Source organism: Vibrio breoganii (assembly GCF_001677275.1).
GTDB classification, from domain to species: domain Bacteria; phylum Pseudomonadota; class Gammaproteobacteria; order Enterobacterales; family Vibrionaceae; genus Vibrio; species Vibrio breoganii.
This window is the reverse complement of the sequence record NZ_CP016178.1, coordinates 478,074-504,876: the sequence shown is the minus strand read 5'-3', so window position 1 is coordinate 504,876 and position 26,803 is coordinate 478,074. Positions and strand designations below refer to the sequence as shown.

At 44.5% G+C, this 26,803-nt stretch carries 19 protein-coding genes; 9 read left to right on the top strand and 10 right to left on the bottom strand.

Annotation, left to right across the window (positions count from 1 at the left end; translation table 11 throughout):
- Positions 1 to 53: 53 nt before the first annotated feature.
- Complete coding sequence (gene dkgB / locus A6E01_RS15230) at positions 54 to 857, bottom strand: 2,5-didehydrogluconate reductase DkgB (protein WP_017030100.1); 804 nt, start codon at positions 855 to 857, stop codon at positions 54 to 56.
- A 249-nt stretch (positions 858 to 1,106) separates the two neighbouring features.
- Between dkgB and A6E01_RS15225 the strand changes: the two genes are divergently transcribed.
- The 3 genes from A6E01_RS15225 (at position 1,107) to A6E01_RS15215 (ending at position 5,226) form a co-directional block, all read left to right on the top strand.
- Complete coding sequence (locus A6E01_RS15225; RefSeq protein ID WP_017030099.1) at positions 1,107 to 1,487, top strand: DUF2750 domain-containing protein; 381 nt, start codon at positions 1,107 to 1,109, stop codon at positions 1,485 to 1,487.
- Between the two features lie 186 nt (positions 1,488 to 1,673).
- A complete protein-coding gene (locus tag A6E01_RS15220) occupies positions 1,674 to 3,434 on the top strand; it encodes a polysaccharide lyase family 7 protein (RefSeq protein WP_026026278.1) in 1,761 nt (586 codons plus the stop codon).
- A 226-nt stretch (positions 3,435 to 3,660) separates the two neighbouring features.
- On the top strand, positions 3,661 to 5,226 hold the full coding sequence (locus A6E01_RS15215; RefSeq protein WP_017030097.1) for a polysaccharide lyase family 7 protein: 1,566 nt from the start codon (positions 3,661 to 3,663) through the stop codon (positions 5,224 to 5,226).
- 129 nt (positions 5,227 to 5,355) lie between these two features.
- Here A6E01_RS15215 and A6E01_RS21300 read toward each other — a convergent pair whose 3' ends face one another.
- Both A6E01_RS21300 and A6E01_RS15205 read right to left on the bottom strand, forming a co-directional pair.
- Positions 5,356 to 6,495, bottom strand: a complete 1,140-nt coding sequence (locus A6E01_RS21300; protein ID WP_237334546.1) for a DUF4382 domain-containing protein — start codon at positions 6,493 to 6,495, stop codon at positions 5,356 to 5,358.
- 227 nt (positions 6,496 to 6,722) lie between these two features.
- Positions 6,723 to 7,628, bottom strand: a complete 906-nt coding sequence (locus tag A6E01_RS15205; RefSeq protein WP_065210616.1) for a substrate-binding periplasmic protein — start codon at positions 7,626 to 7,628, stop codon at positions 6,723 to 6,725.
- A gap of 195 nt (positions 7,629 to 7,823) precedes the next feature.
- On the opposite strand from A6E01_RS15205, the gene A6E01_RS15200 reads away from it, so the two are divergent.
- Positions 7,824 to 11,633: a PAS domain-containing hybrid sensor histidine kinase/response regulator gene (locus tag A6E01_RS15200; RefSeq protein WP_167714328.1), complete on the top strand. Its 3,810-nt coding sequence runs from the start codon at positions 7,824 to 7,826 to the stop codon at positions 11,631 to 11,633.
- 7 nt (positions 11,634 to 11,640) lie between these two features.
- Positions 11,641 to 12,669, top strand: a complete 1,029-nt coding sequence (locus A6E01_RS15195; protein WP_017030091.1) for a response regulator — start codon at positions 11,641 to 11,643, stop codon at positions 12,667 to 12,669.
- Between the two features lie 432 nt (positions 12,670 to 13,101).
- Here A6E01_RS15195 and A6E01_RS15190 read toward each other — a convergent pair whose 3' ends face one another.
- Together A6E01_RS15190 and A6E01_RS15185 are read right to left on the bottom strand one after the other, a co-directional pair.
- A complete protein-coding gene (locus A6E01_RS15190) occupies positions 13,102 to 13,857 on the bottom strand; it encodes an SDR family NAD(P)-dependent oxidoreductase (protein WP_017030090.1) in 756 nt (251 codons plus the stop codon).
- Positions 13,858 to 14,117: 260 nt separating this feature from the next.
- Positions 14,118 to 14,327: a hypothetical protein gene (locus tag A6E01_RS15185; RefSeq protein WP_017030089.1), complete on the bottom strand. Its 210-nt coding sequence runs from the start codon at positions 14,325 to 14,327 to the stop codon at positions 14,118 to 14,120.
- A gap of 569 nt (positions 14,328 to 14,896) precedes the next feature.
- On the opposite strand from A6E01_RS15185, the gene A6E01_RS15180 reads away from it, so the two are divergent.
- Complete coding sequence (locus A6E01_RS15180) at positions 14,897 to 15,832, top strand: polysaccharide lyase family 7 protein (protein WP_017030088.1); 936 nt, start codon at positions 14,897 to 14,899, stop codon at positions 15,830 to 15,832.
- 91 nt (positions 15,833 to 15,923) lie between these two features.
- Here A6E01_RS15180 and A6E01_RS15175 read toward each other — a convergent pair whose 3' ends face one another.
- From A6E01_RS15175 to A6E01_RS15165, 3 genes are read right to left on the bottom strand one after another with little or no spacing between them, the layout of a single operon-like run.
- Positions 15,924 to 17,480 (bottom strand): hydantoinase/oxoprolinase N-terminal domain-containing protein, encoded by a 1,557-nt coding sequence (locus tag A6E01_RS15175; protein ID WP_065210614.1) that lies wholly within the window; start codon positions 17,478 to 17,480, stop codon positions 15,924 to 15,926.
- On the bottom strand, positions 17,480 to 18,607 hold the full coding sequence (locus A6E01_RS15170) for a DUF917 domain-containing protein (RefSeq protein WP_065210613.1): 1,128 nt from the start codon (positions 18,605 to 18,607) through the stop codon (positions 17,480 to 17,482). The genes A6E01_RS15175 and A6E01_RS15170 overlap by 1 nt, the downstream gene beginning before the upstream one ends.
- Positions 18,597 to 19,898, bottom strand: coding sequence for a cytosine permease (locus tag A6E01_RS15165; protein WP_065210612.1), 1,302 nt, complete (start codon positions 19,896 to 19,898; stop codon positions 18,597 to 18,599). Before A6E01_RS15165 ends, A6E01_RS15170 begins: the two co-directional genes overlap by 11 nt.
- A 118-nt stretch (positions 19,899 to 20,016) precedes the next feature.
- Here A6E01_RS15165 and A6E01_RS15160 point away from each other — a divergent pair, with 118 nt between their 5' ends.
- The 3 genes from A6E01_RS15160 to A6E01_RS15150 all read left to right on the top strand — a co-directional run bounded on the left by A6E01_RS15160 (position 20,017) and on the right by A6E01_RS15150 (position 23,537).
- A complete protein-coding gene (locus A6E01_RS15160) occupies positions 20,017 to 20,943 on the top strand; it encodes a LysR family transcriptional regulator (RefSeq protein ID WP_065210611.1) in 927 nt (308 codons plus the stop codon).
- Positions 20,940 to 21,557: an NUDIX hydrolase gene (locus A6E01_RS15155; RefSeq protein WP_065210610.1), complete on the top strand. Its 618-nt coding sequence runs from the start codon at positions 20,940 to 20,942 to the stop codon at positions 21,555 to 21,557. Before A6E01_RS15160 ends, A6E01_RS15155 begins: the two co-directional genes overlap by 4 nt.
- Positions 21,558 to 22,502: 945 nt before the next feature.
- Positions 22,503 to 23,537: an IS110 family RNA-guided transposase gene (locus A6E01_RS15150; RefSeq protein WP_065210145.1), complete on the top strand. Its 1,035-nt coding sequence runs from the start codon at positions 22,503 to 22,505 to the stop codon at positions 23,535 to 23,537.
- 441 nt (positions 23,538 to 23,978) lie between these two features.
- Here A6E01_RS15150 and A6E01_RS15145 read toward each other — a convergent pair whose 3' ends face one another.
- Both A6E01_RS15145 and A6E01_RS15140 read right to left on the bottom strand, forming a co-directional pair.
- Positions 23,979 to 24,638, bottom strand: coding sequence for an NAD(P)H-dependent oxidoreductase (locus A6E01_RS15145; RefSeq protein ID WP_065210609.1), 660 nt, complete (start codon positions 24,636 to 24,638; stop codon positions 23,979 to 23,981).
- Positions 24,639 to 24,840: 202 nt separating this feature from the next.
- A complete protein-coding gene (locus A6E01_RS15140; protein WP_065210608.1) occupies positions 24,841 to 26,658 on the bottom strand; it encodes a cation:proton antiporter in 1,818 nt (605 codons plus the stop codon).
- Positions 26,659 to 26,803: the final 145 nt, after the last annotated feature.

Genomic DNA, 26,803 nt, shown 5'->3' with positions numbered 1-26,803 from the left:
GACACTGTCTTTCGGGCTCTTTTTATCTAGCGAGTAACCTCACGGTTAATGGTTTAATCCCAGTCAGGTGCAAAGCTCGGGCTGGCAAGGCGATGGTCTCTATCAAGCCTAGCGATCCTCTCCATATCAGACTCCGTCAACGTCACCTTTTCGGACTGCAAGTTGCTCTCAATGTTGGCTTTCTTGGTTGATGAAGGGATCGTCACGAACTCGTTTTGACGCATCCACGCAAGCACAACCTGAGCAGGACTCACATCATGCTCCTTGGCAATGGCTTGAATGGTTTCATCTTGTAGTACGTCACCGTAAGCAAAAGGCATGTATCCCGTTACAATCACGCCGTTCGCTTCACAGAAATCAACCACCTTATGATTTTGCAAATACGGGTGTACTTCAACTTGGTTAGTATAAATCTCGCCGTCACCTAGGATATCGATGGCTTTTTCAAGCTGCGCATTGGTGAAGTTAGACACACCAATATGACGAACCAAGCCCGAATCTTTTAGCGCTTTTAGTTCCGGAAGGTACTCTTCCATCGGCACTTCATCATCTTTAAGAGGCCAATGAATCAACAACAGATCGATGTAATCTGTCTTTAGTTTTTGTAGGCTTTCTTGAACGCTAAGTGCAAACTTTTCCTTAGCAAAATTATCTATCCAAACCTTAGTGGTCAGAAAGACATCTTCACGTGGAATGGAAGAATCGGCAATCGCTTGGCCTACTTCTTCTTCATTCCCATAGATCTGAGCCGTATCGATATGACGAAATCCTGCTTCTAGTGACATTTTCACCGAATCATAGCCAGCACCGTCTTTGAGTCTGTAGGTGCCCGCGCCCAGAAGGGGTATAGAGTTCATGGTTTTCTCCAGTTAGTAGATACTGGAATGATTCTGGCAGAAAAATAGAAAGGAAAGTGAAAAGGTCGCACATTTTTAGCACGACCTCTCAGAGTTTTAGTTGTACGCACCACTTCGTTAGGAATCTCAGTTCACCCTCTCAGTGATGCGTTGATATTCATTGATGGCTGAAAAAGTGACTTGCTTCTCGCTCTCGCTATTACACAGGGTTATACTGTGTGGGACACACTTATATATCAAAGGCATGCAATGACTTCTGCTACTACTCCAAATGTCCCAAAGGATCCATCAGAGCGCTTTAATTTATTCTTTAAGGCTGCAGTAAACGATAAGAAAATCTGGCTATTAATTGATGAGCACGGAAGTGTAATGCTAAACACTGAAGACGAAGAATGCGTTCCAGTGTGGCCTTCAGAAGAACATGCATTGCTTTGGGCTACTGGTGAATGGGAAGGCTTTACTGCTGAACCTATTTCAATAGCCAAATGGAAGTCTCGCTGGACTCATGGTCTTGAAGAAGACGAGTTATCTCTGGTTGTCTTCCCAGACCACGAAGGTGAAGGCATCGTTCTTTACCCTGACGAGTTCGAGATGGAACTTGTTAAGCGCGAATCAAAATCGCAAAGATAAACCTACGAGTTTATAAGCATCAGGCCTATCGAAAGATGGGCCTTTTTTATGCCAAAACAAAATCTCGTTCACATATCCTTACCACCTCTGTGCATATGCTCACAGTTTCCATGACATCGAATTGACATAAAATAGTACAAATAACATTCTTAATTATTACTTTTTGTTACAGATATTCTCATGGAAATGAATAAATCAATTTTGGCATTGATGCTAGCAACCGCACTGACTGGTTGTGGAGGCAGTGATAGCTCAGGCAATAACAATAATCCCAATGACTCAGACCCCGGCACGAGTGAACCTGTTGAGCCGGGCGATCCAATTGCTCCTTATAGTATTACTAAATATCAAGATATCCTTTCAAATTCAGACTTACAGCAGTCTGACCCTTACGGTAGCGCATCCAATAAAGAGAGCGTTGTGACCAATGGGAACTTTTATGGGTACTATGATGAATACTTTTATGCCCAAGAGAACACGCAGTATCTTGTGTTTAAGATGTCGAACTACTCTATGCGCAATGAAGTTCGCGAAAGAGACAATTTCGATATTAATGTTGAAGATGAAAAACGTACCCTACTCGCTGAGGTGAAACTGCCAGGTATCGAAGATGCCATGAGCGACTCTTCTTCAAGTCGAGACCAGGTTACGTTTTTGCAGATTCACAATAAGGGAACGTCAAGTGATGGTACGGGATACATCCCTCACCCGCTTTTGCGTGTTGTCTACGAACTTGAGCGTGACGGTAAATACGGTCACTACTGGGCGGTTGTAAAAAATAACGCCGTAGATTGTAAGGGTGACGGTTCTGACCCAGATTCTGCAGAGTGTCAGAATGCCTACGACCGATACGACCTTGGCGAAGCCGATACAGAAGCATTCACTAAGTTTGAGTTAATCGTTCAAGAAAATAACCTATCCATTGAAGTGAATGACATTGTCAAAGCTGATCTGAATATCGCTTACTGGGAACACCTGCTGAGCTACTTTAAAGCGGGCGTGTACAACCAATTTGAAAATGGTGAATCAGAAGCTCACTTCCGAGCACTCAAAGTTCTAACGGGCGATTCAAACACTGCTTACGATTGGGATATTGATAGCTGGAAGCTCACTATTCCTGCGAGCAAAGATGATTACTATTTCTCTGGCGGTGATAGTGCAGCTGAGCTTACTCCAGAACGCTGTGGTTATTCAGACAAGGATACACTGGCAAACGATGAAGACGTCATAGATAAAGACCCAGACAACAATACCACCTACTTCAGTGTAGAAGATGGGCGAATGCACTTTAGAGCTGACATGGGTTACGGTTCCTCTACTGCCAACTCAAGTTACATCCGCTCAGAGCTTAGAGAACTGTTTATTAGTAACAATAACCCTGATTGTAGCACCAGTGATGAAGACACTAGCTGGTATCTAGACGATTCAAGAACAGGTGATTCTACTCATACATTAAACGCAACCCTTAAAGTCGAACAGCATCCAAACATCAGTCAACCTAAAGTGGTTTTAGGTCAGATACATGGTTGGAAGATCAATCAAGCGCTAGTTAAGCTGCTTTGGGAAGGCGATAGCAGACCCGTTCGAGTCATCCTAAATGATGATTACGAAATCAATAACCAAGACTGTGGTCACTGTGAGCCATTTAGCGTTGAATTAGGCACCTATGCTGCTGGTGAGGAATGGAGTTATACCATTCGTGCCGATGAAGATGGTATCTACCTTGCTACCTATGACACTGATGGCAGTAACCGAGTCGCGCACTCAATACCTTGGGGTCAAAACTACACCGATAAAGATGGCGACACTGTGGTTTTATCCTCAGATTGGGCCTCTTCAGATATCGCTTTTTACTTCAAAGCAGGAATCTATCCTCAGTTTAAACCTGAATATCCTGGACAAATTTTCGACGTTAGCTTCAGTTCTTTGAACATAGATCACTATTAGAGAATCTGAATTAGACCTTGATCGCATTTACAAATACTTATTTACATTTGTATTATTAAAATATGTATTCTTAATTTGTAAATGCATTGAGCAATCAAGTTCTAAAGGGCATCAGGCGATGTAGAAGCATGGATAGATAAGCCTTCTTCATCAAAAAAACGATTCAAAATTCTTTTTATATTACAAATTACATTGTTGGTTTTCACAACATTAGGTGAATGGATAAATGAAACATATATATCTAAAAAGCTTATTAGCTACTTCTGTATTACTAGCTGTTGGCTGTACTTCTACTTCAGTTCCACAGTTCGACAACAACAAAGAGACGGGCGAAGCTCTTCTTACACCCGTTGCTATTACAGCAAGCAGCCACGATGGTAATGGCCCTGATCGCCTTTTCGACCAAGATCTAACGACGCGTTGGTCTTCAGCTGGTGACGGCGAGTGGGCAATGTTGGACTACGGTTCAGTACAAGAATTCGACGCTGTTCAAGCGGCATTTAGCAAAGGTAATGAGCGTCAATCTAAATTTGATATTCAAGTAAGTGAAGATGGTGAAACGTGGACGACTGTACTTGCAGACCAAATGAGCTCAGGTGAAGCCCTCGGCCTTGAGCGTTTCCAGTTTGAGCCTGCGGTTAAAGCTCGTTACGTAAAATACGTTGGTCACGGTAACACAAAAAGCGGTTGGAACAGTGTCACTGAACTAGCAGCTGTTAACTGTAACGTTAACGCTTGTCCTGCTAGCCACATCATCACTTCAGACGTTGTAGCTGCAGAAGCCGTAATGATCGCTGAAATGAAAGCAGCAGAAAAAGCACTTAAAGAGGCGCGCAAAGACCTACGTTCTGGTGACTTCGGTGTAGCTGCAGTTTACCCTTGTGATACTACAGTAAAATGTGACACTCGTAGCCCACTACCAGCAGTAACGGGTCTACCAGCAACTCCACTTGCAGGTAACGCACCAAGCGAAAACTTTGACATGACGCATTGGTACCTATCTCAACCATTCGATCATGACAAAAATGGCAAGCCAGATGACGTTTCTGAGTGGAACCTTGCAAACGGTTACCAACACCCAGAAATCTTCTACACTGCTGACGACGGCGGCCTAGTATTTAAGTCTTATGTGAAAGGTGTTCGTACCTCTAAAAACACTAAGTACGCACGTACAGAGCTTCGTGAAATGATGCGCCGTGGCGACCAGTCTATTAGCACTAAAGGTGTTAACAAGAACAACTGGGTATTCTCAAGCGCTCCTGAATCAGACCTAAAAGCAGCTGCTGGTATTGACGGCGTTCTAGAAGCAACGTTGAAAATCGACCACGCAACAACTACGGGTAACGCGAACGAAGTAGGTCGCTTTATCATCGGTCAGATTCACGACCAAAACGATGAGCCAATTCGTCTGTACTACCGTAAACTGCCTAACCAAGCAACAGGTGCTGTTTACTTTGCACACGAAAGCCAAGACGCAACTAAAGAAGATTTCTACCCTCTAGTGGGTGACTTGACTGCTGAAGTTGGTGAAGATGGTATCGCTCTAGGCGAGAAATTCAGCTACCGCATTGAAGTTAAAGGCAACACTATGACTGTGTCTCTAATGCGCGAAGGTCACGATGACGTAGTTCAAGTTGTAGACATGAGCGACAGTGGCTACGACGTTGGCGGCAAGTACATGTACTTCAAAGCGGGTGTTTACAACCAAAACATCTCTGGCGACCTAGACGACTACTCACAAGCAACTTTCTACCAGCTAGACGTATCTCACGATACTTACACAGCTAAGTAACTTGTAAGCAATCTATTGAAAGCCTCACTCTTTGAGTGAGGCTTTTTTCGTTCTAGCAGACTTGAGTATTTAAAATGAAAAAGGTCGCTTTCGCGACCTTCTCTTTGCCAATAATTAAGTTATTGCTATCTAAAACTCAATCCTTGTTGTGCGACCAGGCTCAACAATAATGTTATTAATGGACTGGTAAATTTCAAAACCAGATCCGTTTGTCTCTTCTGTATCATGTTGCGCAGTACAAGTGTACCCAACGGCATATTCGTCTGCATACACACTGTCAAACACAAACTGCCCTTTTAGACCAGATGGATCAGCAATCAAAGGAATAGCAATTGGTGCGCCCTCTTTTGGACGACGCTCACCTTCTATTCCTTCGCGAAGGGTATGAAAGCCAAGCATTTGTTGTTGCTCAGTGGCACCGCGATACAAATACACAGAATCTACCGCATCGAAGCTGTTTTCATGACACACACTTTGAATCGAATCTATGTCAATTGTGCCATTGATATGACCTAAGCGAGGCGGGATGTCATCAATATGAACTATTTCAAAGTTCTTATTGCTTAAGAATCTCCAATCATGGTTCTTGTTGTAGCGAAGGGTATCTTCAAGATTGAACCAGACCGCTAGGTTGTTATAACCCTTCTGCACAGTGAATGTCTTACTTACTAGTCGACCTGTTGGACGAGCGTTTTGTGGCGGTTTTGCACCAGCACAAGAACCTTGGCTAGGAGTAGAAAGATATAAGTAACTGCCATCGATATCGCGAACGTGCGAATCATAGTCGATATCAACCTGACCACCACCTTGGTGCTGGCCATTAATATACAGACACATTTGGTAGTCACCCGCAGATAGTCTTAGGTCTTGGAACAAGGGCGCCGCATCACTGCCGTTTGCGTTCATAACATCAATCATTCGCAGCTCATTCGCTTCATGCTCAAAGGTCACATGATAAGCTTCACACTCACCCGTTTGATCGCACGTTGCATCACTGCTGCTGCCATCTACTCGTTTCAGGAACACATAGTTAAACGCGATCACCGCTTCATCAACATCGGTCAAGCATTTGCCGTGGTTACAGGTCGAGTCAGCATTCAAAAGAGATGCATCTTCACTTTCAACTACAGTGGAACCCAGTTGATTAATCACCGCTAAATTAAGCGTTGTTTGCGTCGGCGTTGGAGAATTGCTTTCGTCACTATCGGAGTTACAACCGACAAGAGCGAATCCCATAAATAGAGGTAAAACTAGCTTTGTTATCTTCATTACGTATCCTGCGTTTTATTTTGAGCAGAAGATATCGCTAGGGCATGCAATCAATGTCATGCACCTGTCAGCCAGAGGCAAGAGTGCTGCTAGTGGGGACAATGAGGAGATACACACATAAAGTCTCTTACAAACAGAAACTTAACCGAGCAAAGAACACTCAATTTGTGTTATTGAAATGGTTCTAGCTATCGTATTTAAGACTTCGACCTAAACGATCGGTAACGTTAAGGCTGAGAATTCAACTCCAGCCAAAGCTCTTTTTTGAATGTTGGAACCGATTTAGGAAGCCTTCTATTCGGCACACTATAAATCGTAGAACTCTCCCACTTAGACAATGGAAAGGCAGACTGAGTAACAGGATGATTTTTTAGTAAAGCCTCCAACTCACCGTTTTCTACCATTTTTTCTAGGCCATATTGCATTTTCGCAGCGAGTTCATAGTTACTGTGGCTAGTATAAAACAGTAATGGAACCTGATAGTGAATCAGTATCGAATCAAATTTAGCCAATGGCTTATCTGGATTATTTTCGTTGTAATACTCTAACTCTCCGTAGCCTTCTGTGATCCCTCTTGGGAAGTAATCACATCCGCCATCATGCAGCTTTTCAAACATCTGCTCGAACTTATCCACTCGCAGCACCTTGTAGCCACTATCTTCGAGAATATCAGCATCAGGCCAAGCCGTTCCCTGACAAGCGACTAAGTTTTTTAACTGCTCTTCGGTAGTAATCCCCTCAAACGTTGCCACTTTCTCAGGAGAAATGATCATCATCCGATATCCTAATAAACCCATAAATATCGGTACTTTTACTGAAAGAAATGATGCTTCTCTCTTTGCCGTTGGCGCAGAAGATACTATGTCTAGCACACCACCAATACCCAACAGCTGTAGAACACGATCTTGGCTTAGCATGATAGGCATAAACTCTATTTTGCTAGGTCCAAAGTGCTCTTCGGCCAATTGCGTTGATCTAGCAACAAGCTGAACTAGATAGTCATGAGAAACATCTTCTTCTGACTGCTTTGGTGTCATTTTTATAGTTTGAATGTCATCGGTTGCCGTGCTTACAGGCGCTAGTGACAGACTAGACAGGGCAAAAATGATAGGTAACAGACGAAGTCTTGGCATTTTTCTATTCGATATAGTTTAAAGGTGCTATAACATATTGGTAATCTTTTGTATTTAAGTCAATATCTTATCCGCAATCACTGACGATCGCCTAGTACAAAACATGAAGGATTCAAAACGCTGATGAAAGGACTAATCGGTCGGTTTCTTTGTAAAGTATTCACCCATTCTGTACCGCTATTCGGGGGCTTACTCTTGAGTGCATCTGTACACGCGAACTCATTAACTGGGAGTACTATTTCTAACCCCACCATAAATCCTGTAGTTGAAATTGGCTTGGGCATACTGCTCATCACAATGGTGCTACTAGTGCTCTCTATCTTTATTCGCATTTTTCGTAAAAAGTATGAGAGTTTTTTTAGCCAGAGAAAAAGTAAGCGATTTTTTGCTGTATTCGTACTCAGTGTATGTACCACTATGGTTCTTGGCATAGTCGTTGTGTTACAGACCGAAAAAGCGAACACCTTAAATTCATACAACGGACGATTAGACCTTGCACAAAACGGTATCGAGATAATCCTTCAAGAATGGTTAGGAGAAAAGTCGACCAACATAAAGCTCCTTATCGATGAAGACTTTATTGTGTTAGCCCAACTATTGGATGACATTTCCAGCCTCGACTTTCCTGCTGATGAAAAAGCCGAGATTATTCTCAACTCTCCTATCCAAAAGCGCATAAGACGACACGTTAAGAGCCGCATTAGCCTAACCTCCACCGCTGGATTCACCATTATTGGGCAAAGCAACCTCAACCTTGCGTCTACAAATGATGAATATGTGGGTCGGAAAAGCGAGTTAGAATCAACGTCGGCTAAGTACTTAAACAGAGCATGGCAGGGAGAGGTTGTCCTGCTTCCACCAATACGAAGTGACGAAGCCTCACAGGATGTGTCTGACAACGACAAAGCCTCGTCTATGTTCTTGCTCTATCCTATCAAAGACGAAAATCAGGGCATTTTCGCTATTTTTTCTCTCAAAATAGACCCTAGTAAAGGGTTTACCCGAAATTTTCGCGCTGCCAAGATAGGTCAAACAGGGCGCGTATTTGGAGTCGATAGTAAGGGCTACATTATATCTAATAGTCGCTCACAATCTTCGACAACAAAGTACGACGAGATATTATCTAAGAAAGTCTCTGCGACACTTCTAAGCACCATCAGCAACCTAAAATCCAACCCAGAAGTGAATGACGCAAATTTTGAAAACCTGGTCACTCTTCAAAATCAAGAAATGTTAACTTCGGTTCGATGGCTACCACAGTATGGTTTCGCCATAGTGGCTGAAATAACACTAAACGAAGTCTTTAGCGTCTACCGGACCACTCGTTTTGTTTTAATCGCCTTCTTACTCATTTCAATTGGCTTGATCATTTCCGTTTCTGTTTTTCTACTTAAAGTTGGCACCCGTTCTTATGAAATAATGAACAAATCCAATGCCGAACTGGAAGAACAAATCAACCTTCGAACGCAAGAACTCAATAACAAGCAACAAGAGTTAATGCAGATACTGGAGTCTTCCCCCATTGCAGTCGCAATAATTCAAGAGAGCCGTCCTGCTTATACAAATCCAAGAGCACTAGAACTGTTTAAGATTTCAAAACAAGAAATTAATAGCTATGACGTATCAAAGATATACAGTTCACCCGATGATCGCACCAAAGTATATGAAGAGCTTGTTGCGAAAGGTGCTGTTATTGATAAGGAAATGGAGCTATGTAAGCAAAATGGTGAGCGCTTTACTGGGAGAGTCAGTTACTACCGAACTCATTTTAATGATAAAGAAGCGGTTTTATTCTGGGCCTATGATGTCAGTGATATGATCGAGCTGACTACTATGCTAGAACAATCGCGTGAGCAGGAAAAACAAGCTAACCAATCAAAGAGTCAATTCCTTGCCAATATGAGCCATGAGATTCGAACGCCTATGAATGCCATCATAGGCATGACTCATCTAGCACTGACTCGTAACCAAGACCCCACAGTTGCAAGGTACTTGAACAAAGTAGAACAGTCTTCTTCTACCCTTCTCAATCTCATCAACGACATTTTAGACTTATCAAAGATAGAAGCTGGCAAGCTTGAACTCGACCAGCAGTCATTCTCTCTTGAACAATGCATGAGAAGACTCGCTGACATTTGCACCATTAAAGCCACAGAGAAGTCCATTCGATTATACTTCGAGATAGATTTTAACGTAGAACGCCATTTAATCTCAGATGACACACGTTTGTTTCAAATACTGCTGAACCTCACCGGTAATGCTATTAAGTTTACGCAAGCAGGTTCAGTAGTAGTCAAAGTTCAACTATTAGAGAGTTTCGATAATCAGCAACAGCTCAGGTTCAGCGTCGTCGACTCTGGTATTGGCATCAGTGAAGAACAAAAATCTAGGTTGTTCCAATCATTCCACCAAGCGGATGCATCCACTACCCGTAATTTTGGTGGAACCGGTCTTGGTCTGTCGATATCAAAGCAGCTTGTGGAAAAAATGGGGGGATCACTACAGCTAGAGAGCAAACTCGATGTCGGTAGCACCTTTTACTTTGACGTAGCCCTAGGCATCGACTTAGCCCACAAAGGCCAATGGCAAGAGACCATCAAACAACACTCTGACTATCATCTTTGGATCCAAAGTGAAAACACCTTATCTAATCAGCTAATACAGTCGGCATTTTCCGCTTTGAGTACCAAGGTATCTTTCTTTGATACCATCCAAGAAATAGAACACGGCATCGATGAAAAAGAACGTAATACGCTACTTACCGTCGATAAGGCGTGTGCAGAAAACATTCATGATCTTAAGCAGTTCGCTAATCGACTAAACCTCAACGTCGTTGTCTCGACCGATCAAGATACTCGAGTGGAAGAGTTCCTCAATGCAGGATGGCGATGTGTCTCTAACCCTTCTTTGCCTGACGAGATCTATGACGCAGTGTTTGAAATATCAGCGTTTCATGAACCAAGACTAGAAAAAGAACGCTCTAAACTTATCTTCCCCAACGCTCGCATACTATTGGTTGAAGATAATGACATTAACCAGGAGCTTGCGGTAGGGATTTTAGAGCCATTTGAAGTTTCCATCGATATTGCGATTAATGGTCAACAGGCCATAGATAAAGCGAAGGGTAACGAGTACGACCTGGTGTTGATGGATATTCAAATGCCAGTCATGGACGGCTATCAAGCTACCTCGATACTTAAAGAATCCGGTTATCCAACACCTATCGTTGCTATGACAGCAAACGTCATGGATGAAGATATACAGCGTGCCAAAGATGCTGGATTTGATGACCACATCGGCAAGCCCATTGATTTAGATAAATTGCAGTCAGTGCTAAGTAGATACCTGGATTCACAAACCGTTAAGCATGATGATTCCGCTTTGTCGCTCTCAGTAGCAAATGCCTCAGAGCAGTTCGATGCAAACTTGGGATTGGGAACAGTCAATGGAAACCAAAAACTGTATACAAAGCTTTTAAGCAAATTTCTCGACTCAGCTCCAGAGCAGTTGTCTGCAATGAGCCACAGCATAGAATCAGCTACTTACTCTGCCGTTGAAATCACCGCCCATACATTAAAAGGCCTAGCGGCAAGCCTCGGTATGCCAAGCGTTTCGACAATAGCAGGAGCAATAGATGCTCATCTGCAGTCACAATCAATAGATCCAGATTACCTTAGACAGCAGGCAACATTACTTGAAGCAGAACTAGCAGAAACCACAGAGCTAGCGAGGGGTTATCTCGATAGCACGAAAGCAACGACAGAAAACGCCGTTGATATACCGTCCGGTGATGTTGTTCTTAAAAAGGATATACAAGATCAGCTGCTTGATTTGCTCAATGCAATCGAAGCCTATGAATTTGAAGCGCAAGGGATACTAGAATCATTACTTGCCATGTCACTAGACAGCACTACGCGTCAGCAACTAAAAGCGGTTAAGCAAGCGATGTCCAACTTCGATTACGAAGATGCGGCGAAGCTATTAAAAGATTTGATAAAGGAATAAAAGTACTATGGCAGACAATAAACAAACGATTTTGATTGTTGACGATACTCCAGCGAATATTGATGTTCTTGCGGGTACCTTTCAAGACAAGTATCGAATCAAAGTAGCGAACAGCGGCAAACTCGCGATCAAAATAGCGCAAATGACTCCCGCTCCAGACATCATTTTACTCGATATTATGATGCCAGAAATGGATGGCTATGAGGTATGCAGTATCTTGAAAAGTCAGCCCAACACTGAGCATATTCCGATCATTTTTGTTACCGCCAAAATCACGGCAGAGGATGAAATCAAAGGCTTTCAACTTGGCGCTGTTGATTACATTACCAAGCCCATCACTCCATTAATTGCCATACAGCGAGTTAAAACTCACCTAGCGCTTGCCAATCAAAACCGCGAACTTTATCTAAAGGTTAAAGAGCAAACTGATGAGATAAATCAAACCAAACTCGAAGTCATTCAGCGTCTTGGACGCGCTGCAGAATACAAAGACAACGAAACCGGTTTACACGTACAGCGCATGGCACACTATTGCCACCTGTTGGCTATTGCTACAGGAATGAACGAAGCTGACGCCGATCTTCTGCGTGACGCGGCGCCTATGCACGACATAGGTAAGATAGGCATTCCTGATGGCATATTGCTGAAAGATGACAAATTGACCGCAGAAGAGTGGGAGGTAATGAAAACCCACGTTAACATCGGCGGAGACATCCTATATGGTTCAAATAACTCTGCAGTGCTGCAACTCGCCCATACAGTGGCTATGACCCACCACGAAAAGTTTAATGGCAAAGGGTACCCAGCAGGCATTTCAGGTGAGGACATTCCGCTAGTGGGCCGAATCTCCGCCATCGCGGATGTTTTTGATGCTCTCACCTCCCCTCGCCCCTACAAGAAAGCATGGGATACTGAAGATGCCTTCCAGCTACTCGTCGACGAAAGAGGTGAACACTTTGACCCTAAATTGGTCGATATCTTCTTAGAACATAAGCAGCAGATACTCGAGATTAAACAGCGCCTTGCGGATTCTTAGAGGGGGTGTCTGAGTGAGGTTCCACTTTAAATTTCGAACTACCCAAGATCCTCGATTAAAGACCTCGAGGATGACGGTGTATGAAGGCTTGAAACTGAGTATGAGTGAAGGCATGGAGAGCGAAAAAACGCTATCAATCAAGCCCTAATCACACCACAAACAACGTCATTCCGGAAACTACGGTAGTAATTATCCGGTATGCCGGCCCAGCAGAATCTTAGAAACTGCCCAACTCAGTATTTACATCTCTCTTGCCTTCAACCGTAACCTTTAGATTCCGAACCACCCAAGATCCTCGATTAAAGACCTCGAGGATGACGATGAATGAAGGCTTTTACATACTGCTAAAAATAAAGCGGCTGGTCTCTTTCGAGATCAGCCGTTAAAACGATAATGTAGGTTCAATATCTAAACAATATTGAGACTCAGGTATTAGATACCTAGAGCTTGACCACCACCGATTTGTAGCGTTTCAGCAGTGATGAACGATGCATCTTTGCTTACTAGGAAAGAGATTGCAGATGCAACCTCTTCTGGTTGGCCTAGACGGCCTAGCATGATGCTGTCAGCCCAAGAAGCGAATACTTCTGGCTTAGTCGCTTTGATTTGTGCGTGGAACGGAGTATCGATAGTACCTGGAGATACAGCGTTAACACGGATGTTTGCTGGAGCAAGTTCTTTCGCTAGAGCACGAGTTAGAGTGTGAACTGCAGCTTTAGAAGTGCCGTAGATACCTGCACCTGGGCCACCTGCGTTCCAAGCAGCGTTTGAAGTGAAGTTGATGATTGAAGCATTTTCAGACTTCTTCAGGAATGGGATAGCAGCGCGAGATACGAAGAATGCGCTATCTAGGTTAAGAGCCATTACTTTACGGAAGAAATCAGTCTCCATGCCTTCGATTGGGCTACGACCACCTAGGCCACCAGCGTTGTTAACAACAACGTCGATCTTACCGTACTTCTCACCAACAGCGTTGATAGCAGCAGTTACAGCGTGCTCGTCAGTTACGTCGAAACCGTGGTATTCAGCTTCGATGCCTGCTTCTTTAAGCTCAGCTAGACGCTCAGCGCCTTTTGCATCTTCGATACCGTTAAGGATAACTGTGTAACCGTCTTGACCTAGACGCTTAGCAACTTGAAAACCGATACCGCCAGTAGCGCCTGAGATAAATGCAACTTTAGTAGACATATTGATATTCTCTGTATGAGTTAATAACTGGCTAACCGAGTTAGAACTTAGTGTAAGTCTTACTTGGCAACCTATTTGTATTACAATAATGCTATTGTAATCATATACAGGAAAGAATCAAGTGCCTGGCTAGTCTCCTCTAGCACTCACCTAGCTTGTTCATAACAAAAATGTGATCTTTTACACATTTAGTTGCATCTAATCTGTGCGCTATCAAACATGTATAAGGCTAGAAAGCCCCACTCTTAAAGGAGCTAAGGTCAGTTGATCTCTTGAAGTTGTTTTTGTGCTCTAAAATGGGAACGCGTTGCTTCATTCACTTTAAAGATTTGTTCGGCTTCTCTTCGGTCGACTGCATCAAAGATATTCAATACAGCAAGCATCTCAACAGCTTGGAGGTGCTCTGTTTCTTCAAGAGTAAGGACGGTCGTTTTGTTGTTGCTTTTTTTGAGTACTTCGCAAAATGTCATTGTGTAGCATTGAAAATAGATGGAGAAACTCAAACAAATACGCTCTCAGCTATATTTGTTTTCTCTCAACTAAGTTCCTCGGGGCGAGCAGTTCAACGCAGGCAAACTGGCACGTTTTAGAAAAAAGACGGGAACAATTCCATAATTATTAACAACTCGGTTTCGCATACCAATTAGATGCTATTAAGAAACCTAATGAGTTTAATGTAACTTGATCTATCACTGAAACATTATGCCTTAGTGGGCATATTAATTTGACACAGTTATCATAGTTCTTTTTTACACTTCTCTGTCGAGCGAATTAAAACACATCAATATTAAATATTTATGCAAAGCTAGAGGCGCAACAACCTCACAATTGTTACAAAACATTACCCACTTACCAAAGTAGAAAAAAGTTATTCCATAAAAAAGTGTTTTAAAACAGTATATTAATCTCGCCCCCATCAAAAACTGAAACACTCCGTTACACCATTACTCATTTCGACACGCGCCATGTCACAGAAAAAGGCTCATTAAAATCTTAATATTCTTGTCATACAAAAACACATAATGAATAGGAAAACTTCATGTCTTCATTCAGCAAGATCGCTATTGGCGTTCTTTCAACATTTGCCGTTTCATCAGCGATTGCAGCCCCTACTCCAAACGAGGTTCTAGACCTAAGCTGTTGGAAAACAACATTACCTGTATCACTAACCGGTGGTGACAAACCAACTGAGTTCAGCGAGAAAGAAATCGCAGAAGGCGCGCAACATTCAGAGTACTTTTACGTGAATGAAGCTGGCGACGGTGTAGTTTTCCGCTCTCCTGTTTCTGGTGTTAAAACATCAGAAAACACCAAGTACATCCGCTCTGAACTTCGTCAAATGCTTCGTTGCGGCGATACCTCTATCAAGACTCGTGGCACAAACAAAAACAACTGGGTATTTGGCTCAGCACCTGAAGGTGATCACGCTAAAGTGGGTGGTGTGAATGGCCGAATGGAAGTCACCATGTCTGTTGATGAAGTAACGACTACCGGTGTTGATTGGCAACAAGGCCGTGTAATCATCGGCCAGATCCACGCACCTAACGATGAGCCAATCAAGGTTTACTACCGTAAGATGCCGAACCACAAAACTGGCTCTATTTGGTTCAACGTAGAACCAGATCGTCGCTCAGGCCTGCGTGACGGCGACATCACTTTCCCTGTTCTAGGCTCTACAAAACCAAACTACTGGCATCAAGGAGAGAAGAACATCCCAGAATCATTCGACGATGGTATCGCTCTAGGTGAGAAATTCTCATACGCGATTGATGTTCAAGGTAGCATGCTAACCTTCGAGCTATACCAAGAAGGCAAAGACCCACGTAAGGTTTCTGTAGACCTAGACATCTACGGTGTTAGCCTACAAGACAGCTGGAACTACTTTAAAGCCGGCGTTTACGTACAAAACCGTACTGGTGAAGCAGACGACATGACTGCTGCTACCATCTATGACCTTAACGTAACGCACGACTAATTGCGTCGAGTGCTTTTAAAGGCTAGTTAAAACAAAGCCCCTAAGTCTTCGACTAAGGGGCTTTTTAATTTTCGGTGTTTTCTATATAAGACTAAGCAATCTTACCCGCAGCCTTGATCTTCACATGCACCATATTGCCTTGAAGGTAACTCAGTGGGATCTCACTGCGCTCGATTACCAATACACTTTCAGGGCAAGCGCCGGCTTCAATTGCCGTATGTTTTGCTTCTTGCTCTAGGGCATCAAGCACCTGTTGGCGCTCGTTGGCTGCGATTGGCACTATCTTGTCTAATTGACCCGAAATCTCGCCAAGGGCAACGCCGATGGCATTGGCAACCTCAAAGTTTTCAGGGCGAACTACCTCGCTAACTCCGACAAACTCATCAGGTAGTAGCGCACTACCACCACCCACTAGAATAACCGGAACCTGCGCCGCCGAGGTTTTCATCTTATCGATGCCCTCTTCTACCACCTCAATCATCTGCTGATAGATGGCTTCAACCGATTGCTGGGAAAGCTCAACCGCTTGCGGTTTGTTGTCCGCATGCCATTGCATCTTGTCTAGAGTAAGCGCTACGTCGGTTAGTGTAAGTGTTTCACCACCAAAGCTTTTGCCCTTTTGCAGAAGCTCATGACCCACACTGTCAGGACCAAGTGTATAGCCTTGTTCTTGTTCGCGAACAACAGTGCCGCCACCAATAGCCAAAGCAAGGATATCCGGCATACGGAAGTTGGTTCTTACCTCACCAAGCTCAACTGCAATGCTAGACTCGCGTGGGTAACCATGTACTAGAGCGCCGATATCGGCTGTGGTTCCGCCCACATCCACAACGATGGCATCGTCGAGCTTAGACAGATGGCTGGCTCCGCGAATGGAGTTAGTGGGGCCACATGCCACGGTTAGAATTGGATACTTAAGCGCAAATTCTTGTGACATCAAGGTGCCATCGTTTTGTCCAAAGTATGGGTGAACAAGGATGCGGTGCGACTCAAGCGCGTTGCAAAAGCCTTGTACAAAGCGCTTGGCAGTGCCCTGAAGCGCGGCATTTAAAATGGTTGCGTTCTCACGCTCAAGAATGCCTAGGCTACCCACTTGGTGAGAAACAGAGATGTTTACCTCAGGCAGTTCTTCACGAACCCACTGCGCTACTTGGTTCTCTTGCTCACCGTTGACTGGAGAGAAAACTCCGCAGATAGCGATTGAGTCCACCTGACCGCGCATTTTTGCGCAAAGATCACGAATCTCTTGTTCTTGAATATCGGCAATGAGCTGACCGTCATATTCGTAACCACCATGAGCCTGATAGAAGTGCTCACCCAGCAATGCTTGCCAAGAGTCACTCCAACCGCAAAGCGGCGGAACACTGCTACCGCTTGGCAAAGCAAGACGGATCATGCCAACACGGTCTAAGCCTTTTTTCTCTACAATGGCATTGGTGCATTGTGTTGTGCCTAGCATGGCATGTTTGATCTGCGCGCCGGTTGCGCCACTTTGTTCTAATAGCGCCGAGATAGCCCCGTCGATACCAGTAAAAATATCATGTGAGGTAGGCACTTTCACCTTAGCCACACACTCTAGATTTGAGTCAAGCAATACACCGTCTGTGTTAGTACCGCCAACATCTATACCCAAACGAAACTGTTGCATTATGTTGACTCTCCCTCGGTTAATTGCTCAATGGTTTTGTATTCAACGTCGTAACCAAAGTAGTTAGGACCGGCGACTTCAATGCCCTTTGCTGTGCGCCATTTCGGATCACAAGGATAAGCAATCAGATCAACACGCTGCCCGTATCTAAGCTGCTCAGTTGTTACCGGCTGACCCGTTTCATGGTCAAGAATAGAGATAAGGTCTGGAGTCGCCGCCAGCAGTGACTCTTGGCTAATATCTTCGGCTTTACGGCCTTCGTGTGCCAATAACAGTTCATTCTGGAAGTGCACGTACACATCCTTTGGTTGAGATTCAGTGCCGGCCTTGTTTAGCTTCTCAATGATCACACCGCCGGTAACAAAACCGCCTGCTGTAGTGCGCTCAATATCAACAATCTTACCGCTCACAAGGCGTGTCCCGCCGACAATCTCAAGCACAGCATCAACCGCGTTCTCGCCATTCTTATTGGCCGCACGGATTGCCTGACCAATCTGCATTGCTTGGGTCAGGGTGCCGCCTAAGGCACTTCGCTTGAGGTTGCGACCCTTCATTGGGTAGTCACACATAGCGGCACTGCCACCCATCTCTTCGGTAATTGGGCGAGCAAATCGTTCAGACCAAACACCATCAAGTGGATGAAGGGTGACAACATTGCCTTTCTCATCAGCAAGGGTATTTGGCGCCGATGGCAAGCCATCTAAATAAAAGGTCACCATCTGAGATTCAGGGAATGCGCGCCCCATGGCGTCACAGTCCACAACAGGAATGCCCTTTTGCGCTGCTACCAAGATAGGAATCAAGGAGTTAAACCCGCCTACCTCGATAGGAAACGTTGCCTGAATATCTTCGCCTAGGGCTTGTTCCATCGCTTCAAATGCCACCAGCATCTGAGACTCTGAGTTAATCTTTTCAATTGATACCGTTGGCGCGCCAATCATGGATGAAGGTACTGTCATCCAATCATCTTTTACTTCGTCCAGAGATATAATCTCTACAGGCTTCTCGGCGTTCTTGATAGCAACCTTCGCCATCAGGGCACCACTATAGGGATCACCGCCACCGCCAGTACCAAGCACCGTCGCGCCAAGAGCGATATCGTCAATAATCTGCTCATTAATAATCACCCACAGTCTCCTTGCTCTTTCCCAAAGACGTTACTTTTGCCAACACCATGTAGGCCACAAATGAAGCCAAGATCCCATCAATAGCTGAGATTGAAGTGATGGAGAATAAGTTGAAGAACTCACCAGCGGTACATGCACTGATAGCGCTACCAAATGCCCAAGCTAGTAGGCCATTGACCTTCCATGAAGGAACGTTTTGAATGGCTTCAAAGGTAAAGTCTTGTTTGTTTATGAAGTAGTACTGAGCCAGATATACGCCGGCAGATGGAGCGATAGTCACGCCAAGAAGAGTTAAGAAGGCGGTAAATTTGTCCACCATACCAAACTGAGCGATAGCTAGACCGATGATAGTCATCAAGATAACCCATACAGGGCGTGGTACACGTGGTAAAGCAACCGACATGCCTAGCGCACCCGATACTAGGTTACTGCTGTTAGTCGTCCACTGTGCGAAAACCAAAATGGTGATTGCAACCATACCAAGGCCAATCGTGAAGAAGACTTCAACTAGATTGTCTGTACCTGTCATTTCGGTTAGTAGAAGTGCAACAATAATAGTGGCACTGTTACCCAGTAGGAAACCAAAACCTGCGCCAAGAATGGCGTCTTTACGTGTCTTAGCGTAGCGAGCGATATCTGGAGAGGCGATTGCCGCTAGGATCCAGATAGACATAACAAAAGAGATTGCTTCGCCCATAGACATAGGCGCGATAAGTTCTCTCTCTCCACCAGATTGTGAACCCGAAGCCATAATAAGACCAAGGGTAATCAAACCAACCATTAGCGGAACAGAGTAAGTAGAAAGCTTACCAAGGGCACGCACACCATAGATAGCGGTGGCCATCATCAAGGCTCCGCCTCCCACTAAGGCGGCGAAATGTGATACGTCTACATTATATTTGGCAAGAGCCTCTACCAGAATTAACGCAAAGAAATCGGCCTGAAAAGCGAACCAGCCAACTAAGGAAACACCTGTAATAAGGCCTAATAATTTACCACCATTGCGGCCGAACACTGCGCTACTAACTAGCGGAGTAGATACGCCTGATTGAAAACCGATGTTTGCACACAGCATAGCTAGAACAGCTAGAATGGATGAACCAATAAAGGTCGCTAGTAAGGCATCGTTAATTGCCATGCCTTCACTCAAGATCGCTCCCAAGAACAAGCCTGAAATATCAATACCAATAGCCAACCAAATTAGGCTGATTACCCACCAAGAACGCTTGGCTTTTTCAGGCACTGGCTCTAATTCGAAATCGTCAATCTTTGACTTAGGTTTTGCAGACATCCGTCTCTCCTACATATTTATCCATATTGGTCACATAAAAAAAGTTAGCACCTTGTTACATGTAAATAAATACATATTATTGAATCTAAACATTCATAATTTGTTATGTATAGAATTTATGTCCATTAACATCGAAAAATTAGACAAGCGTGACCTACGCCGACTCGAGCTTTTTTCAGAGATCGTTGAGCAGGGTGGGATCAGCAATGCTACCTTAACCACTGGCCTCAGTCAGCCAGTGCTCAGCAAGGAACTCATCACCCTAGAAAAAAGCCTTGGTGTAGTACTTTGTAACCGAGGTCGAAGCGGCTTTGTGTTAACTGACGAGGGATGCAAAGTATATAATTATGCAAATGAGATCAATAGCTTGCTGTCAGACTACGCTGCCAAACTCAAGGGTGTCAGCTCTAAATTAATAGGTCACGTTCGTGTCGGTTGCTTGGACAATACCGTTTCTCTGTCATCCAATCCTCTCTCCAAGGCTATCGAGGCTTATTATAAGCTCAGCGATGACGTAGAACTGACTCTTGAGATAGGAGATTTCACCGTACTCAACGAAAAATTAGCGAAAAACCAGTTAGATATGATGATTGTCGTGCTCGATGATCATCAGACCTATTCTTACGCTCATGTAGAGCCCATTTTCACTGAAGAAAGTCGTCTGTACGCACGTAAGGATCTCGCCAACAAGATTCGAGACAACGGCTATTCACTGGAGTCACAGAGAATCAATGTTGGTGGCTATGCCGCAGATACTATGTACGCCTTGCTCGACATTGGCCAATATCAAAATCTTAAACTCATAGACGGCTGGCACGTAGAATCTGGTTTAATGCTGACCCTTGCAGGAACCCACGTTAGTTTTCTTCCTACACACCTTATTGAAAATCACGATTATCGAGATCAATTCACAGCATTAAAGCCGGAACAATGGCACTTTAATAGTCAGTTCTCCATCGTACTGAGAAATCACCTAAGAGGGCTCTCTCCTGCCGCATCAGCCTTCTACGATTGTTTAATTTCAGCGGCAAAGGAATCAGCATGAATCAGTGGCTAGAATGGGTAAAACAATTACAAGCAATAAGCCAAGCGGGAAAAACCTATTCCAAAGATAAATTTGATCTAGAACGCTTTGACCAAGTGGCAGATATCTCGCATAAAATGTTTGCTGAGCTTAGTAACCAGCCTGTAGAAAAAGTGGCGAATCTCTTTATCGCTGAAAGCGGATACCCCACTCCGAAAATTGACGTTCGAGCTGGTGTTATTAAAGATGGAAAGATCCTCCTGGTTCGAGAGCGTGAAGACAATTGCTGGACTCTGCCTGGAGGCTGGGGCGATGTGTGTGAAACCCCAACCCAGGGCGTCATCAGAGAAGTCTTTGAAGAGTCAGGGTATGTCGTTTCCAACCCTAAACTGGTTGCCATCAAAGATAGAGCGGTACACCCCTACTCACCCCCATACCCTTTTCATATCTATAAGATGTTTTTCTTGTGCGAATTAGAGTCTGGTACACCCACTATCAACATAGAAATCTCAGAGATCGGATTCTTTGCCCTTGATGAACTACCAGAGCTTTCAAAAAGTCGCACAATGAAGGAAGACATTGAGATGATCTTCAAGTTTGCGAACAATCCGAATACTGAGGTTTATGTTGATTAGATTGGTCAGATACTGGGCGATTTTAACTCGCCCCCGTCATCTCAGAGCGCTCTTATCGAACGTCATCTCCGAGGGCTCTTATCGGAGATCTGGGCAACAGATATTCACATAACCTCTGTTTTCAGCGGTACCTTTAGACTCCGAGCTACCCAAGATCCTCGATAAAAGAACTCGAGGATGACGGTGTGTGCGTCGCGGGTATGACGGTGCGGCATACCATAGGGTTAACACCGGGTTAAGTCCCTGCGAGCGAGAGGACGCCATCAATGAAAACAACTACTGTTGACTAGATCGACAAGGAAGCCAAACAGCGTCATCTCCGAGCACTCCTATCGGACGTCATCTCCGAGTGTTCCTATCGAACGTCATCTCCGAGTGCTTTTATCGGAGATCTAGCGCAACAGGTATTCACATAACCTCTGTTTTCAGCGGTACCTTTAGATTCCGAGCTACCCAAGATCCTCGATAAAAGAACTCGAGGATGACGGTGTGTGCGTTGCGGGTATAACGGTGCGGCATGCCATAGGGTTAACACTGGGTTAAGTCCCTACGAGCGAGAGGATGCCATCAATGAAAACAACTACTGTTGACTAGATCGACAAGGAAACCAAACAACGTCATCTCCGAGCACTCCTATCGGACGTCATCTCCGAGTGTTCTTATCGAACGTCATCTCCGAGTGCTCTTATCGGAGATCTGGGCAACAGATATTCACATAACCTCTGTTTTCAGCGGTACCTTTAGACTCCGAGCTACCCAAGATCCTCGATAAAAGAACTCGAGGATGACGAATTCGAGCGACTTGGGAGCGCGGAGACGCTAATATTACCATCTCCAGCCACGTCATTCTGGAAGTTGCCCAGCAACTATCCAGATGTATGGACTCCCTCTCCTTGAGGAGCTACGGTCTTAATCCGACTAAAGATTAGCCAAAGGAGCCCATACATGACTAAGCCTAATCTATTAGCTATTGATTTAGCAAAGAATGTATTCCAAGTTTGCAAACTCTGCCCTAACGGAAAAGTCATTTACAACCGCGAAGTCAGTCGAGCAAAACTCAAAGAAATTCTGATAAATGAAAAACAAGCCCTCGTGGCTATGGAAGCCTGTGGCAGTGCACACTACTGGGCTCGATTCGCAATTAGCGCAGGCCACATTGTAAAAGTCATCAACGCCAGAGCCGTAAAAGCATTTCAAACCAAGCAAAAGACAGATAGGAATGATGCTTTAGCCATTGGTGTTGCAGCACAGCAAGAGCACATCCATGGTACTCATATTCACTCAACTGAGGAGCAGGCACTTCAATCGTTAGAGCGTATGCGACACTTGGCTAAGGTTCAACTAGTCGCACAAAGTAACCAGATGCGAGGAGTATTAGCTGAGTTCGGAGTTATTCTACCGCAAGGCCTATCTAAGTTAAGAAAGGAAATCCCTTTCATCCTAGAAGATGCTGATAACTCTTTACCTGATAGTTTTAGAACGGCGCTACACAGGTCATGGTCACATTTATTGTGCCAAATTGAACACTTGCAAGAACTAGATAGGCAGCTCGAATCTTTGGTTAAGTCGCATCATATTTGCAAAAAGCTGATGAAGCTAGAAGGGGTCGGTCCGTTAGGGGCGCTAGGGTTAGCGTTACGATTAGGGCGAGGTGAAAACTTTTCTAATGGCCGAGAAGCATCCGCTAATATAGGGCTAACACCTAAACAGAACAGTTCCGGCGGGAAAGAGCGTATTGGACATATATCTAAGTACAGTGCGGATAAGCGACTTCGTTCAATTTTATTTCAAGGAGCGCTTTCCGTTATCACTCATGTATTAAACCGTCCAGCGACAACAAACAAAGAGCAGTGGTTACAAGCGCTAGTCGAACGGCGAGGAAAAAAGATCGCTGCAATTGCTTTAGCGAACAAAACCGTTCGAACCGCTTATGCTTTATTAAAGAATGATTCGGACTATCAGCCAATTAAATTGTCATGATAGACCGAGCATAGTCAACGAAGAGCGATGTAAGACAGGTAAGACCGACCAGTATGAGCTAGATAAGATTCGAGGCAGTAGACTTGCCGATATCGAGAAATAGCCTACTGGTGCGACTACATTTTAGGGCGAGGTAGCTCCTCAATAAAGCCCGTATATAAGTGCGCATCTATACTTGTTTTCCAAATTCTTTGTTGATTTACCGAGGGGGTCCATATAAGAATCTTAGGTATGACGGTACCTGTGAGCCTTGGGAGTGCTTGTGTGGCAGTCCTTACTTCAGAAGTGACAGCCCATCGAAAACCTTGAATTACTACAGTTCAACGGGACCTTAGCTTTTATCTTGCGCCTCGTAGCTTGAAACTAGCAGCTCGTGGCTCGTAGCTAAAAAACCAAAAAAGGCCAGAGTCTCCCCCAGCCTTTCTCACCAATCACTTGCCATTAAACAACAGTAATAACATCTTCTGTTGCTAGGCGCGCTTTTGGCTTGCCATAGTTGTAGTCTTCACCTTCTAGGTGGTAACCGATAGCGAGTGCGAAATCACACTGGAAACCGTTTAGCTCTTCTGCAAATGCTTCACCGATAAGGTCAGGGTCAACACCTTCCATCGGAGTCGATGCGATGCCCATGCGAGCTAGAACGTGCAGCGTGTTACCAACAGCAATGTAGGTTTGAGCCTTAGTCCAGTTGCCGTTGAAGCCGCTCTCGTCAGTGTTTAGCTCAGCAAAACCGTAAGCGCCGTTTAGCATGTTGTCGTACATGTCTGCTGGTAGGTGGCCAGAGCTAACTTCTACATCGACAACTTTGCGGTAGTCATCTTTTGTGTAGTTCGGGTTGTGAGCAAACAATATAACGTGCGACGCTTCTTTAGCGTGAGGCTGGTTAAATTGGTGCATGTTGGCAAAAGTGTCATGGAAACGCTGCTTAGCCGCATCACTCTCAATCACAATAAACTTCCAAGGCTGTGAGTTGATAGAAGAAGCTGACAAACGGATGGCTTCTTTGATAACATCCATATCTTCAGCTGAAATGCGCTTGTTTGTATCGTATTTCTTTGCTGTGTAACGGCTGTTTAGGTCTTTAATGATTGGGTGCGACATAATGAAATTCCTCATAAGCGTTGTCGATGGCGAGCATAATAAGAGGTTCATCACACTTTAAAAAGAGCCAATACTTCCAATCATTATGGATAAATATCTCCATAATTATTTCCGTTTGGAATGTAATGTTTGAGAGGCATAAATAAGATAGGCAATGAAAAAGCCTCATGTTAAACGAGGCTTTGAATTGATACGGTTAAAGCTAGGCTCTATCTCCTCGCCTATCTTCCCCTACCCATTGTTTTTTAATTAATGAAACTACAGTTTCTCCCGATTGTGGGGCAAACTCGCTTTCATCGCCAACCATATGCACTCGTTGCTGAGCTGTGACCACAAACAAAGGTTGGATAAGGCTCTCACTATATTGTTTTAGGTAGTCTTGATAAGTAAAGCTATCACTCAGCTTGGTATGCTTCACTTCCGCTCCTTGATTGATCAAGCTCGCGAGCTTTTTGAAGCTATGCTGTCCAGCAAATAGCGTTTGTCCAAAGGACTTTTTACCCACAATGTGTTTATCACCATTGGTGTTTTTTGTATCCCTTAGACAGAACACTCGATTCACACCAAAGTCTGACAGATACTGCATACACGCCATGATATTAAAATGTTTATCAGGGCTCATAGCCACCACATGCCCAACCCCGATCAGGTCAAGGTATTCATCAGCATGACTCGATGTGGGATTGCCATAGTAATACTCTAAACCTGCCATTTTCGCCTGACTAATGTAATCCCAGTTAGAGTCTGTCACTACAACCCTTAAGTCGTACTTAGACAGGGCCAGTGCGACAGCGCGTGCGACATCATTGGCACCTACAATCAAGAAACCGCGCGGAGCCGTCTCTGCTACACCTAATAGTTTCGCCATGGGTTTAGCTGAAAAGCTTTGTAAAACAACGGTGCCAATGATCACCATAAATACCAAAGGAACCAATAACTTAGCTTCTTCCATACCAATGTTGTATAGCTTGATCGCAAACAGTGCAGAGATAGATGCAGCAACAATGCCTCTAGGTGCTACCCAAGCCAGAAAGACCTTCTCTTTGAAGCCTAAACTACTGCGTAATGTAGAAGCAAAGATAGATAAAGGACGAGAAACAAGTTGGATGACGACGAACAAAGCGACAGCACTCCAACCAAGCGCTTGAAAGTCTTCAAGGTCAATGCGAGCCGCGAGTATGATGAACAAGCCCGTAATAAACATGATCGTTAGGTTTTCTTTAAAGTGCAGAATGCTTTGAATGTTCACGTCTCTAGCATTGGCTAGCCACATTCCCATCACCGTCACCGTCAAGAGCCCAGATTCAGACTCTAGATGGTTTGAACCGGCAAACACCGCAAGAACAATGGTTAACACGCCAAAAGGTTGTAGATACTCTGGTAACCAACCTCGCCTGAGCACCTCAGCCACACCTGCGCCCGCAGCAACACCAATACCAAAGCCTATGACTAAGATAAGCCCAAACACTTCAAAGCTTTGCGCTGAACTGCTTGAGATAATGAACTCATACACCATGACCACAAACAGCGCGCCAAGGGGATCAATTAAGATGCCCTCCCAGCGAAGAATATTGGATAAGCGCGCGGTGGGTCTGACCGTTCTAAGTAGAGGCACTATCACTGTAGGACCAGTTACCACCGTCAAGCTACCAAACAGCAGTGCCAACGACCATTCAAAGCCCAATAAATAGTGTGTAGCGATACTGGTGACCGCCCAAGACACTAGAGCGCCTATAGAGACAATGCTCCACACGGTATTGCTGACGCCCTTTATCTCAGAGAACTTTAGGGTCAAACTCCCCTCAAAGAGAATCACCGCAACTGCCAGTGAAACCAGTGCAAAGAAATGCTCCCCTAAAACCACTTGAGGCTGTAGCCAACCCATGATGGGACCGGCAATAATACCCGCTACAAGTAAAAACAAGATAGCCGGTAATTTCAGACGCCAAGCTAGCCATTGGCACCCAAGCCCAACAATACCTACAGCAGCAATACCCAGCGCAGCCCAATCTTCGTGCATAGTGACTCTTCAACTTTGTGATTACCTGTAAACACCTTAGTAGATTCAAGCACTTGTGCCACTTTATTCGATAAAACAACAGGGGGAATTTTTGCTTGTTTAAGCCAGTAAGCTAGTGCACCTCATTGGTGCTAACTGCACAAGA